Origin of the sequence: Pantoea pleuroti, from assembly GCF_014156615.1 — a bacterium.
Taxonomy (GTDB): Bacteria; Pseudomonadota; Gammaproteobacteria; order Enterobacterales; family Enterobacteriaceae; genus Pantoea; species Pantoea agglomerans.
Genome location: NZ_SBFD01000004.1, coordinates 77,667 through 90,435, shown reverse-complemented (window position 1 = coordinate 90,435; position 12,769 = coordinate 77,667). Strand labels below are relative to the sequence as shown.

Below are 12,769 nucleotides of genomic sequence, written 5' to 3'. Positions count from 1 at the left end.
TATGTCTGGTTCCCTTGTTCGTCTCGATCTTCATCCACTGGCCGATCATGGCTGGCGTCAACGTTGTCGTGAGCAGTTAAACCAGTCCGGCGCGCTGGTACTGCGGCAATTTTTAAAACCACATGCTTTAGAGGCGATCATCGAAGAGGGCAATGCACAACGTCACCAGGCTTATCACACCTGCAGCAAGCATAATGTCTATCTGATGAAACCTGATGACGCTTTCAGTGCTGAGCATCCGCGTAACAGGGATGTGATCAGCACCAAAGGCTGTATTACGGATGATGTGATCTTTGCCCACTCGCCGCTGCGTCAGCTTTATAATGATGAGCTGTTCAAACATTTCCTGTGCGATGTGCTGGGTGAAAAAGCGCTCTATCCCTATTCTGACCCGCTTTCTTCGATCAACCTGCACTATGCATCACACGGCCAGGAGCTGGGCTGGCACTTCGACAACTCCTCATTTGCTATCACCTTACTGGTACAGAAACCGCTGTCGGGCGGGGTGTTTCAGTATATTAAAGATCTGCGGGATGCCGATGCCGGTGAAATGAACTTTGCCGGTGTCGACGCGGTACTGGAAGAACGCCAGCCGGTTGACGCGCTGGAGATAGATGCCGGGGATCTGGTGCTGTTTCGCGGCCGTAATTCCCTGCATCGCGTGACCCCAACTGAAGGCGAGGTCACGCGAATGCTGGCCGTGCTGGCTTACAATACACAGCCGGATATAGCGTTGTCAGAAACCGCGCGCATGACCTTTTACGGCAGACTATGACATCACGGCGTGTCTGCAAGGGCACGCCAGCCGCGCAGAAAGATTTGCTGCGTGCGGAAAGCCACTAACGCACGCCAGTCCGCATCTTCTGGCCAGAACCCCTCGACCAGTTGCTGCTTAATCACCTGACCGCCTGCACTGGCAGGATCGCCATAGAGGTGCAGCCAGTGATCTTCACGCACCCGCTGATGCATATCCTGGCCCTCGTAAGTCCCGCACTCCACCACCAGAGGCAAAATCCGGGTATCAGCCAGCGACGTCAGCAGATATTGCGACAGATAGCCTGTTGCCGTTGCCGTTACGCCAGTTACACTGTCACGTCCGGCACCGGTAAACAATAAGGTCAGCCACTCACCGTAAATGGCTTTGCCCCAGTCATGCGCCGGATAACGCTGCTCCGCAATAGAGAGCAGCATCGGATGCCCCCATGCGCCAGCCCCGGTATGAAGGTCAAAGCTGATGATGGTTTTCGCCACAGAGAGATGCTGGTCAACGATTGCCGTCATCGTAAGGTGTGACCAGCAGGGCTTTTCACCGCCGAAAAAAAAGCCGTCAGCAAAAGTATATTGTCCGGCTTCTGTGACACGTTTAACCGCCTGCCAGCCTGCGCCCTCGAGTGCGTCGGCCAGTTGCCGATCGGCACTGGCACGGTCTCCATGATAAATACCGTGCCACTGTGCATAATCCGGGTTAGCAGGAGGTGGCTGACTGAAATCGATAAAGTTACGGTTCAGATCAATATTGTCTTCGTTCACGCGGCGTAAATGCGCCGCGCCCCATGGATTGAGCAGATGAATCAGCAACAGCGCGGTATCAGCGGGCAACGCTTTTTCATCCAGCTTCTCGAGCCAGGCTATCTGACAATCGGAACCATAATAGCCTTCAACGCCGTGAGTGCCGGAAACGACCAGCATCAGACGTGATGCGCTGGCCGGTCCTATCCGTGCCACGTCTGTATACAGGGCTTCTCCCAAAGAACCAGGCAGAGGATGCGGATAAGAGATCGTCTCAGCACCTTTGCTCTCCGCCGCTGCCATAAAGCGCGCGCGCTGAACGTGGTAGTCGGGCAACGCCATAGTCTTCATACTCCTGCGATTCTTCACGTTGTGATGATCAGGGATAAACACTGAATTTAAAATATTCTTTGGTGAGCTGGTCATAAGTCCCGTTTTTATGAATCTCCGCCAGTGCCGCGTTAATCATCTTCAGGTTTGCCTCATCTCCTTTGCGTAGCGCGATACCTACGCCATCACCAAAAATCACTTTATCCACCAGGGTCCCTTTGATGGCGTACGGCTTGCCTTCGGCTGAGGTCAGGAATCCCTGTTCAGCAGAGACCGCATTAGCCAGGCTGCCATCAAGACGCCCGGCGACCAGATCCGGATAAACTTCCATCTGGTTAGGATAGGAGATGACTTTAACGCCCTCCGGCTCCCATTTGGTTTTGGCATAGGTTTCCTGGATGGTGCCCTGTGCCACACCGATCGTCTTACCGCGCAATGAGGCAACATCGGTCGTCAGCGTGCTGGCAGCCGGTGCCAGTAAAGCACTGGGCGTGTTGTACAACATATCGCTGAAAGCCACCTGCTGACGACGCTTATCGGTCATCGACATCGCTGACAGGATGGCATCAAATTTCTTCGCCTGAAGGGCAGGGATGCTGCTATCAAAACCCATTTGCACCCACTGGCACTTCAACTTTGCCTGAGCGCAGATGGCGTTGCCCAGATCAACATCAAAGCCCTGTAATGATCCATCAGCCGCCTTGAATTCAAACGGTGGGAACGTAGGGTCAACGCCAAAGCGCAGGGTCTGCTGCGCCAGTGCCGCGTGACTAAATGTTGTGAGCGAAAACAGTAATGCGAGGGATAAGCTCTTTTTCATGTTTTAATTCCCGGATGCAAATGAATTTAAGCGCGACATTCAAATTTAATAACATGCGACCTGTTTTCCTGCCAGCGAATAAACCACAATCATCCAGATTAAAATCTTATGTTATTAAGTGACTGTGCGAATTATTTATACGGTATTAATTTTCACTTAATGCGTGCATTAAATGGCTGAGGGCGGCCAGGATGTGGCGCAGGTCCGGATCTGAATCAGCAGGCTGTGGGGCTGGGATAACAAGTCAAACCCCAGCGCCTGTTTTGCAGGTTATCGCGCAGCAGTGATTTATCAGGGCAGAGAATTAAGTAATGCGCCTGCGTTAAACTGAATTGTCATTAACCAGACAGTAAATATTTATCACCTCGCCGCGCTGCTTGAAATAAAGTTTATGGGGTTTAAATCAGTTCACATAAATTAACGGTTAGCCCATCAGAATAATGTCATGGATGCGCTTATTTTCTGCTGGAGTGCGCTAAACGTTCATGCAGGAAATCTATAAACGCGCGTACTTTTTCTGGCACATGACGAGTATTAGGGTAGAGCGCGTAAATTCCCTGTCGGGGGAATTGATGATCGGGCAGCAGCCGTACTAATCCACCTTTATCAATCTCATCCTGCACCAGCCAGGCGGGCAGAATCGCCACGCCAGCACCGGCTAAAGCAAAAGCGAGTAAAGAAGAGGCACTGTCAGCCGTGATCATGGCAGGCTGAAATGCGCTCATCAGCACAGACTCGCCTTCGGGCGTGGTCACCTGCCAGCTGAGTGGCGTCGATAAACGGCTATGCGCAATCCATTTTGCTGACGCGAGATGTGAAAGATCCCGGATAGACGCTTCATTCAGGTTGTTGAGATAACAAGGTGCAGCGACCGCCAGGATATCAAACTGATCGATAAGGCGGGCGTGATGACTGGAATCGACAAGATGGCCAAGTCGTATCGCCACATCAAAGCGGCCGGCAATAGGTTATTTCTATGCTTAAAAGGGACCAAAAATGAACCGTTATTTTAAGGAAGTACTGGACGCCCACGAATTGATTCGCAACTGGCTGGGTAACAAAGAAGCGCATGATGATGTATGTGAGGAACTTTTAGCGCGTTTTAGTCCTGCATATTCCATGGTGACACCGGGCGGTGCCTTACTGGATTTCACGACACTAAACGTGTTTTTCCGCACTCAGCGCGGTGCACGTCCGGGTTTAGCGATTGATATCTGCGACATGCAGATGGTTGCTGAGAGTGAAGGAAACGCCACTGTGGTATATAAGGAGTTACAGCAGCTTCCGGGCCAGGAGGCCACGCTGCGGTTTTCTACGGTTGTGTTCGAGGTAAATGATGCTGGCAAGGTTTTGTGGCGACATCTGCACGAGACTTCGTTACCTAAGCCATAGATGCTGTCGATTCGCAGTGTGTCAGCGCGCGACGGATTGAGAGCAACAGCGTGCAGGCTGAACCGCGTTTCTTAAACCAGCGATGATCGCCGCTGTCTATCCTGAACCGATCGCCGTGAGAGATACAGTGGTGGTGAGGCGACGGCTTTATTGATCGTGAAAATTCCTCACTAGAGGCCGTCATACTCATACAAGGGACTTCAGCAGGTTGTCTGAAGCGCCCGGATAAGGTTAGATTAGAGCTTTAGCCTCTATGTTACCGCCTTGCCTTAAGTGCGCATAATCTATCTTATGTTAAATAGCATATCTCACACGTACTTCATTACCCTTTACCACCTTCGGCCTGCCGCCGATATTTTTGAGACAGGCGACCAAATACCTCTTCCGCGTTTTTGCTTTCGCCGCTGTTTATACCTGCGCTGACAGCTGTTTGCAGAGCATCAAGTTTCATCTGCTGCTCCCGTTCTTCCAGTGCCCTGAGGCCCGCACGGATCACTTCACTGGTGTTGTTATATCGCCCGCTTTCTATCTGTTCGCGAATGAACGCTTCGAAATAAGGACTGAGTGCTACGCTGGTTGGCATGATTCCTCTCCCGCTGAGTTACTATCAGTTATTAACTGTTAGTATTTCAGAGTTACTCTTTTCCATCAACTTTCGGCTTGAAACCTTCCCACAGCTATGCCGAATATTTACCCGTGATGTCCAACTCTACGATGTTATCGCATCGCCATTATCCATCGCAGGACTGCGCTATTCTCCCGCATCAGTATTGTCATCTATTGACGGTACAATTAACAATGCCTAATGTCGATTACTGCCGTTATCAGTTATGGCACAACATAACTGTCTGACCTGTAAAGTAAAAACCCCAACAATTTAGCTGGGGTTATGAAGGGTCGTTACTCTTTCGCTATCGGCGTCTCGCTTACATCAATCTTCGTGTCACCCTGAATGCCCTTAATGCGTTTCTCAACGTCATTAACCTGCTCGCTGCTGTGCAGCAAGGTGTACGTCAGATCAAATGTTGTGCTCGCACCTGGTTGCAGCTGCTTCACACGTTTTTGTTCACGTTCAATGGTGACCGGATAGGCGTAACTGGTGCCAGGTTCGATGCCGGTCACGTAGCCCTGTTTCAGGGTGTCGGTATTTTTCCATAAGGTCAGCATCGGGAGCTGACGCGTATCGAACTGAATGGATGCGCCGCTGTTGCCCGCTTTATTTATCACCGCAGCAATGGTCTGATGATTGCTGTCTGAAAGCGGCTTGATGTTGAACACCATCTCATCGAAGTCTTTGGTCGGACCTTTATAGGTCTGCCACTCTTTTAACCCGGCTTTCGCGTAGTCGTTGAACGGGCTGATGCCGGACATCGGCGCCAGGAAGCGTGCGCCCTCTTCCAGAATCGGTTTGCCGAAATTGCTGTGATAGATGATCTGGTAATCGTGCGGATAGTCGGCGTGGTTGGTTAACACATCATGCAGGCTGAAACTGTTGCTGCCTGGCACGTAACGCAGCTCGGTCATGGTCTGCAAATCAGCTTTCTTAAAGGTGCTCTCTTTAATCAGGCCGCGAATACGGATTTCGTGTGGTGCCGCATCGGCCACTTCAACTTCCAGCTGAGAAACCGGCGTATTACCCGCTTTACCGTGCAGCGTATAGATTCGGCCTTCATCGGTGACCGGATGACCGGTCCATTCGTAGCCGCAGCGCACCATCATCTCGTTGAAACCATCCAGCCAGCCCAGACCGTTGCGGCTCTCAAGATTGATGTAGGCAGGATTGACGACCTCTTTAACCGGTGAATCCCAGCCCATGCGGGTGCCAAAGCCTTCAACACGCAGTAAATTCATGCCACGTGTCGGGCTTAGCGTGATGGTCAGGCCATCCTCGCTGCGGATCGTCAGTATTTTACTGCCTTCCTGCTTGCCGCCATGCAGGACTTTCTGTTCGATGCTGAACGGTTTGCCCTGAGACTTCAGCTCACTGCTGGAAATCTTCCAGCTTCCCTGCTCGGTGCCCTGTTCAGCACTCGTCAGCACCCAGGTTTTCGCCGCTGCAGAACCTGAAACCAGCACTGCCAGTACCGTTAACGCCAGTTTAATCTTCATAAGTCATCCCATTAGCTGAATCGTTTTTTCATTCCGTAAGGGAAATTTACTTAATGGGACTGAAGATAAACGTGATGATGCTCACCTGTTGAGAAAAGGCAGTGAGTTAGCCCTATTATTGTGGGCCAAATCACAGTGATTACGGCCAGAGAGGAATAAATACAGCGAACCAGGTGAAATTTGCTGACATTAGCTTTATTCGATTCAGCTCAAGATGAGGGATCTGATAAAAGATGGCTGATGAAGCACAATTAAAAAAAAATTTAAAAAAAATCTTCAACCGCGCAACTTTTTCTATTTTTAAACGAACCTGTTATCAGGGACGTCAGACAACTCCGTCTGTTCGTCAATGGAGAGAGTAAAGCCAATGAAAAACACCCTGAAAACCCTGGCCGTCGCTACACTGCTGGCACTGAGTGTTCCGGCAACATCTGCTTTTGCAGCGTTACAGGTCGGTGAAAAAGCACCGGACTTTAAACTGGAAGCCGCGCTGGCCGGTAAATCGACCACCTTCTCATTGCAACAGGCGCTGCAGAAAGGCCCGGTTGTCCTCTACTTCTTCCCTGCTGCTTTCAGTGCAGGCTGTACGCTGGAAGCACACGATTTTGCTGAAGCGACCGATGAATTTAAAAAGCAGGGTGCGACCGTCATTGGCGTGACGGCGGGTAATACCGATCAGATTGCGAAATTTTCGCAGCTTGAATGCCGTGACAAATTTACCGTCGCAGCCGATCCCGGTGCCAAAGTGGCGGCAGAATATAAGAGCACCATGGAGATGAAGGGTCAGAAACTCTCAGACCGTACCTCTTACGTGATTGCGCCGGATGGCAAAATCCTGCTGAGCTTCACCGATAAAAATCCTGATACGCATATCCAGAAAGCGATGGATGCCGTTAAAAAATACCGTCAGGCCAATCCGGCATAACTTCATCTTCAGAGCAGGTACATCATGCTGACTGCGATTGCAGCCGCCTTCCTGGGCGGCATTATTCTGAACCTCATGCCCTGCGTGTTTCCGGTGATCTCGCTGAAAGCACTGAGCCTGATCCGCCATCACGAATCACCTTCCCATGCCAGAGCCGAAGGCCTGGCCTTTCTGCTGGGCGTAGTCGTGACGATGGTCGCTCTGACCGCAGTTCTGTTGCTGGCCAGGGCGGGCGGTGCATCGGTGGGCTGGGGATTCCAGCTGCAATCGCCGCTGGTCATCGCCGCGCTGATTCTGGTGATGCTTGGGTCGGCACTGAACCTGCTCGGTCTGTTTGAAGTGGGATTATCGGTACAGCGGGTTGGCGAAGTGGGAGGCGATCGCGGTGGTTTAGTCGGTTCAGCACTGACTGGCGCGCTGGCCATTATTGTCGCGACGCCCTGCAGCGCGCCCTTCATGGCCAGCGCGGTAGGCTATGCGCTTACCCAGCCTCCACTGATCAGTCTGGTGATCTTTATTTCCCTGGCGCTGGGCTTTGCTGCGCCCTTCACTCTCATCTCATTCTTCCCGGTGCTGGCGCGAATTTTGCCAAAACCGGGTGCCTGGATGATCACGTTAAAGCAGGGGCTGGCGTTTCCCATGCTGGGCGCGGTGGGCTGGCTGATCTGGGTACTTGAACGTCAGGCGGGATCGGCGGCACTGGCTGCCATTCTGGCCTGCTGTTTACTGTTTAGTTTCGCCGCCTGGCTGTATGGCATGGCGCAGAAACGCCGTATGATGGGACAGCGTCATTGGGTGCTGCATGTGACGACCGCATTCTTCCTGGCGCTGGTCGTAGTGCCGTTACTGAACCTGAACAGGTTTGCCGAGGCTCCGGCTGAAACGGCAACCGCCTCACAGGCTGCCGCCGCTGTGGCGTGGTCGCCCCAGAACGTTGATGCCATCAAAGGTCAGGGCAAACCAATACTGGTGAACTTTACCGCATCATGGTGTATTACCTGCCAGGTTAACGATCGTACTTCACTTTCGACGCAGGCGGTAAAAGCGGCGATGGCGCGAACCAACACCATTTATATGGTCGCGGATTCCACCAAATACAATCCCGATGTTGAACAGGCGCTGAGCGATTTCGGACGCGGTGGATTACCGCTCTACGTGGTCTACCCGGCTAACGGCGGTAAACCTGAGGTACTGCCGCAGGTGCTGACGCCTGGCATTGTGATTTCAGCGCTGAATCAGGCAACAGAAAAAGGAAATAAATCCTGAGATTACTGATGAAACGATTGCCTGGCGCGTGGTCAGGGCGCGGCGACAGTATGCCGAACTGCTGATGATCGATGTCGGAAACTGATCAACGCGCACAGCAGTGGCCAGCATTAATGGCCCGGGCGCAGGCGGGTGACAGAGCTGCCTATAACCAGTTACTGAAAGCGATGGTTCCTGCCATCCGGGCATTGGTATGCAACAAAATCCGTGATGAGGGACTGGTTGAGGATGTCATTCAGGAGACATTGCTGGCGATTCATCGGGTGCGGCATACCTACGATCCGCAGCGTCCGATACTCCCCTGGGTTGCTGCCATCGCCTCTGCCCGCGCCATTGATGCGCTGCGCCATCGCGGCCGTCGCCAGGAAGTACAGGATGAGGAAGAGCTGCAACGACAACCCGCTGCAAGTGCAGAGTCCTCAGCCGATACGGATATCCTCTCCGGGTATCTGGATAACCTTCCGCAGCGCCAGCGGGAGATCGTTGAATCCGTGCATCTGCGCGAGCAGAGCCTGGCGCAGGCAGCAGCTGAAACCAATCAGTCGCTCTCTGCGGTTAAATCTCTGTTGCATCGCGCAATGGTCAACCTTCGTAAATATGGACGGGGTCATCATGAGAAATCATGACCAGTTAATTAATCAGCTCAGCGCGTCTGCGCAGCCGGTGCAGCGCGTCTGGCCCACCGCCTGGCGCGTCGCGGGCTGGATTGCGCTTGCCCTGCCCTGTGGCGCGCTGACCAGCTGGGCATTTCACAGCCGTTTCACCGACTGGTCTCAGCCTGGCGCGTTTTTCGCGCTGGTTGCCCTGCTACTTTCACTTATCATCGCGGGCAGCACGCTGGCTGCCGCGTTTACGCTGAGTATTGCAGGCAGAAAACCCATCAGCCTGCGCTGGCCGCTGCTGATGGCGATGATGTGGCTGGTGCTGAATCTGATCAATATGTCATCTTCAGCACCGCCATCGGGCGCGAACCGGTTGGGTGAAGGGATGCACTGCTATCTGTTTATGCTGTCGGCCAGTGTGCCGATGATGCTGATGTCCGTGTTCGCCCTGCAGCGCACCCGATCCCTCTATCCCGCGCGGAGTCTGGCGCTGAGCGGCTGCGGCAGTGCGTTTACCTCATCGATGCTGCTGTCGCTGTGCCACGATACCCATCTGCACGCCATCGATTTTTCTATGCATCTGGCTGCGGGCATCACCATCGTGGCGCTTACGGTGCTGGCAGGCCGCCGCTGGGTCAGGCTGGGAGAGTAATGGCAGGCCGCTTCCATTCCTCCTGAAGATGACTCCGCGCCCCGTTCAATCAAATTCTGTCAGGAGCGCCTGCTGGGTAATTTTATGCATTTTCCCCCGCGCGGCTACGGCCCAGATCCAGGGTCAGAGAGACCGCACCGACGATCAGCATCAGCGCCATAATCAGTGAAAAAGAGAAAGCGAGATGCGTGTAATGCGCCACGTAGCCAATCACGGCTGGCCCGCTCAGGACCCCCAGATAGCCCAGAGTAGTAATGGCAGGCACGGCGACCGCCTGCGGCATCACCGTCTGACGTCCGGCGGCGGAGAACATTACCGGCACGATATTGGCGCAGCCTGCGCCGACCAGGGTGTAGCCCAGCAACGCCAGCGGCCAGGAGTCGATAAAGGTCACCATCGCCATGCCAGCGGCGGCAATCAGTGCGCCGCCCAGCACAACCGGTAAACGTCCCAGCGATGAGATAATCCGATCCCCGGTCAGACGCGCCACGGTCATCGCAATGGCAAAGCAGGTATAGCCCAGTCCGCCCAGTGACGCCGGAATGGCCCGGACATCGGTCAGATAGACAGCACTCCAGTCCAGCACGGTGCCTTCCGTCAGGAAGACGGCAAAGCAGATGATGCCGATAATCAGTACGCTGCCGCGCGGAACAGCAAACACCGGGCCTTCAGCGGGATTAGCGTAGGTCAGTAAGCCCGGTGCGCTGACCAGCGTCATGATAATCACCGCCACGACCGCCAGCAAACAGCCGGTCAGCACGCTGAACCCCATCGCCAGCAGCAGCGTCATAAAGCCCGCGCTGTACATGCCGTGAAAGCCTGACATGACAGGCTTTTCCGCCTGCTTCTCCACCAGAATAGCCTGGATGTTCATGGCGCAGTCGGTCACCCCGATGCCGACGCCAAAAATCAGTAACGCCAGCGCCAGCAACAGCGGGTCGCTCAGCACCGAAAGCCATGGCGTACTGATGATGACCAGCGCGACAGCAACCAGAATCACCCGCCGGCAGCCAAAGCGGCTGGTCAGCCAGCCCGTCACCGGCATCGCAATCAGCGCGCCGACGCCAAGACAAAGCAGTAAGGTGCCCAGTTGCGCCTCATTAACGCCGGTATTGCCGCGGGCGAAAGGCACAATCACCGCCCAGGTCGCGGTTATAAATCCGGCCAGAAAAAAGATGATGCGTGTTGCCAGTGCGGAAGAGACGTTATTAGCCATTGCATTCCTTTAAGGGATGTCAGGGAGAGTTGACAGGACAAAGAGATCGCTATTGACTCCCTGCCCGGCAGTGAACGATTATGCTCACTATAGCTCGGTTGTGAATATTTTGAGGTTTATATGCTCGATTATGCAGCTTTCCCGCAGCAGCGACAAGCGCTGATTCGTGAGATATTGCAGGACAAAGGACGGGTGGTCTGCACTGACCTGGCACGGCAATTGGCCGTGTCAGAGCACACCATCCGCCGTGATCTTCATGAACTCAGTAAAGAAGGTTTATGTAAAAAGGTTTATGGCGGTGCGGTGTTACAGCTACAGGAATCGGGCAGTTTTGTCAGCCGGAAAGCTCACGATCACGCAGCAAAAGCCCTGATCGGGCAGCGCTGTGCCAGCCTGGTGAAAGCTAATAGCTGCATCTTTATTGATGCCGGTACGACCAATCTGGCCCTGGCACAGGCGCTCTCACCAGATCTGAATATCACCGTCGTCACCAATGCGCCCGATATTGCTGCCCTACTGATCAACCATCCTGCCGCGGAGGTGATTATGCTGGGCGGGCAGATACAGAAGAGCACGGGCGGCGCGGTCGGGCAAACCGCGATCCACCAGATCCAGGGCATTCTGTTTGATCAGGCGTTTATTGGCGGCTGCGCCATGAGCCCGGAGGCCGGACTCACCGGTTTTAACTATGCGGATTGCGAATTTAAGAAAGTCGCCATGGCGCAAAGCAATCAGGTCATTGTCGGGCTGACAGCGGATAAAATCCCCGCGGTGGCGCGATTCAGCGTAGCGAAATGCCGTGAAATCTCAACGCTCGTCGTGGAAGAGACGCTCGATAAAGAACTGCTTGAGGCGTTTGAAGCAGAAGAGATGACGCTTATCACGGTCTGACCCATGCGCAATGTCCTGAAGCAGGTCGCAGTCAAAATAAAAAAGCTCGCTCTTACCCGGTCTCGCGATGCTCGTCAGCGATGACCGCGAAAAAGCGAGCATGATTCAGATTATAAATGCGTTGCGAACCACGCAATCTGAGCCTTAATCACTGACGCAAAATGCTGACCCCTGTAAATGTCGTAATGGCGGGCCTTTTTTTCCTCAAAGAGCTGTTTTATCGTTGCAGCGACGGCATCAAACAGCGCGCGTCCCTGCTCAGGTGGATTCACGCTATCCTGACCGGCGACCACCACCAGTGTCGGACAGGTGACTTTCCCGGCATTCCCGGCTGGCTTGTAGAGAAGTGTTTCTCTGACAGTCAAAAACGGGATTTTGATGTCCATTTTCGGGTACTGCTGCCGGTTCTCCTCAAAGAAAGCTTTTGACTCGTCATCATTTAGTACGCGGGTAATCGCAACAAACATCTCCTTGCCACTGCTCTTGCGCTTTTGATCCATTTTCTCCAGCGTGGCGATAAAGGCCGATTTTTCTGCCGCATCCATTTTACCTGTGACTATGCTCTCGCCGTCAGCAAAAGCCAGCTGGCTAACGATACATTTCACATCCGGATTATTGGCGGCTGCACCAAAGACATGGCAACCGCCAAACGAGGTGCCCCATAACCCGATTCTGTCCGGATCCAGCGCGGGTTGATCTTTCGCCCATGCGATGACCGAGAGAATGTCAGCAATCTGCATCGCAGGAACCAGACGGCCTCTTTCCCCTTCACTATCACCAAATCCGCGGTAATCAAAGGTCACGGTGGCGTAGCCTGCCTGGGTAAAAGCTTCCGCGAACGCAGGCAGTAGAATTTCCTGGATACCACAAAAGCCGTGACACAGAATAATAACCGGGGACTGCGTGGCCGCTGTGGGCTGACGCAAAGTCAACACGATGCCTTCGGGTAGCGTATGGGTTGATAACTCCATCGTTGTTAATGCTCCTTATTGAGAGAGTAATGTTCTGAAAAGCCAGAACGTACGTTTTCACAGCGTAACCATTTTTACTTCGATCC

13 protein-coding genes and 1 pseudogene are annotated in these 12,769 nt (G+C 53.5%); 7 read left to right on the top strand and 7 right to left on the bottom strand.

Going from position 1 to position 12,769, the window contains the following annotated elements:
- Nucleotide 1 precedes the first annotated feature (1 nt).
- A complete protein-coding gene (locus EPG66_RS11165) occupies nucleotides 2-775 on the top strand; it encodes a 2OG-Fe(II) oxygenase (RefSeq protein WP_182686829.1) in 774 nt (257 codons plus the stop codon).
- 2 nt (nucleotides 776-777) lie between these two features.
- Here EPG66_RS11165 and EPG66_RS11160 read toward each other — a convergent pair whose 3' ends face one another.
- The 3 genes and pseudogenes from EPG66_RS11160 to EPG66_RS11150 all read right to left on the bottom strand — a co-directional run.
- Nucleotides 778-1,851, bottom strand: a complete 1,074-nt coding sequence (locus EPG66_RS11160; RefSeq protein WP_182687138.1) for a DUF2817 domain-containing protein — start codon at nucleotides 1,849-1,851, stop codon at nucleotides 778-780.
- A 37-nt stretch (nucleotides 1,852-1,888) separates the two neighbouring features.
- Nucleotides 1,889-2,659, bottom strand: a complete 771-nt coding sequence (locus EPG66_RS11155) for a transporter substrate-binding domain-containing protein (protein WP_182686827.1) — start codon at nucleotides 2,657-2,659, stop codon at nucleotides 1,889-1,891.
- 455 nt (nucleotides 2,660-3,114) lie between these two features.
- Nucleotides 3,115-3,624 (bottom strand): annotated as a pseudogene (locus EPG66_RS11150) (substrate binding domain-containing protein); the annotation flags it as partial.
- Between the two features lie 31 nt (nucleotides 3,625-3,655).
- Between EPG66_RS11150 and EPG66_RS11145 the strand changes: the two are divergent.
- Complete coding sequence (locus tag EPG66_RS11145) at nucleotides 3,656-4,051, top strand: DUF4440 domain-containing protein (protein WP_182686825.1); 396 nt, start codon at nucleotides 3,656-3,658, stop codon at nucleotides 4,049-4,051.
- A 322-nt stretch (nucleotides 4,052-4,373) separates the two neighbouring features.
- On the opposite strand, the gene EPG66_RS11140 is transcribed toward EPG66_RS11145, so the two are convergent.
- Complete coding sequence (locus EPG66_RS11140) at nucleotides 4,374-4,634, bottom strand: type II toxin-antitoxin system ParD family antitoxin (protein ID WP_033780223.1); 261 nt, start codon at nucleotides 4,632-4,634, stop codon at nucleotides 4,374-4,376.
- A gap of 317 nt (nucleotides 4,635-4,951) precedes the next feature.
- A complete protein-coding gene (locus tag EPG66_RS11135) occupies nucleotides 4,952-6,160 on the bottom strand; it encodes an aldose 1-epimerase family protein (RefSeq protein WP_182686823.1) in 1,209 nt (402 codons plus the stop codon).
- 367 nt (nucleotides 6,161-6,527) lie between these two features.
- Between EPG66_RS11135 and EPG66_RS11130 the strand changes: the two genes are divergently transcribed.
- The 4 genes from EPG66_RS11130 (at nucleotide 6,528) to EPG66_RS11115 (ending at nucleotide 9,605) form a co-directional block, all read left to right on the top strand.
- Entirely contained in the window at nucleotides 6,528-7,085 is a 558-nt protein-coding gene (locus tag EPG66_RS11130) for a peroxiredoxin (RefSeq protein ID WP_010670341.1), read from the top strand.
- A 24-nt stretch (nucleotides 7,086-7,109) separates the two neighbouring features.
- Nucleotides 7,110-8,351, top strand: a complete 1,242-nt coding sequence (locus EPG66_RS11125) for a protein-disulfide reductase DsbD family protein (RefSeq protein ID WP_083069637.1) — start codon at nucleotides 7,110-7,112, stop codon at nucleotides 8,349-8,351.
- A gap of 71 nt (nucleotides 8,352-8,422) precedes the next feature.
- Nucleotides 8,423-8,977, top strand: coding sequence for a sigma-70 family RNA polymerase sigma factor (locus tag EPG66_RS11120; protein WP_031590663.1), 555 nt, complete (start codon nucleotides 8,423-8,425; stop codon nucleotides 8,975-8,977).
- Nucleotides 8,964-9,605, top strand: coding sequence for an NrsF family protein (locus tag EPG66_RS11115; RefSeq protein WP_010247152.1), 642 nt, complete (start codon nucleotides 8,964-8,966; stop codon nucleotides 9,603-9,605). Before EPG66_RS11120 ends, EPG66_RS11115 begins: the two co-directional genes overlap by 14 nt.
- Nucleotides 9,606-9,687: 82 nt before the next feature.
- On the opposite strand, the gene EPG66_RS11110 is transcribed toward EPG66_RS11115, so the two are convergent.
- Nucleotides 9,688-10,821: an MFS transporter gene (locus EPG66_RS11110; protein ID WP_182686821.1), complete on the bottom strand. Its 1,134-nt coding sequence runs from the start codon at nucleotides 10,819-10,821 to the stop codon at nucleotides 9,688-9,690.
- 120 nt (nucleotides 10,822-10,941) lie between these two features.
- Between EPG66_RS11110 and EPG66_RS11105 the strand changes: the two genes are divergently transcribed.
- Entirely contained in the window at nucleotides 10,942-11,712 is a 771-nt protein-coding gene (locus EPG66_RS11105; RefSeq protein ID WP_083069631.1) for a DeoR/GlpR family DNA-binding transcription regulator, read from the top strand.
- Between the two features lie 110 nt (nucleotides 11,713-11,822).
- Here EPG66_RS11105 and uilS read toward each other — a convergent pair whose 3' ends face one another.
- Nucleotides 11,823-12,683, bottom strand: coding sequence for a UilS family quorum-quenching N-acyl-homoserine lactonase (gene uilS, locus EPG66_RS11100; protein WP_069026726.1), 861 nt, complete (start codon nucleotides 12,681-12,683; stop codon nucleotides 11,823-11,825).
- Nucleotides 12,684-12,769 lie beyond the last annotated feature (86 nt).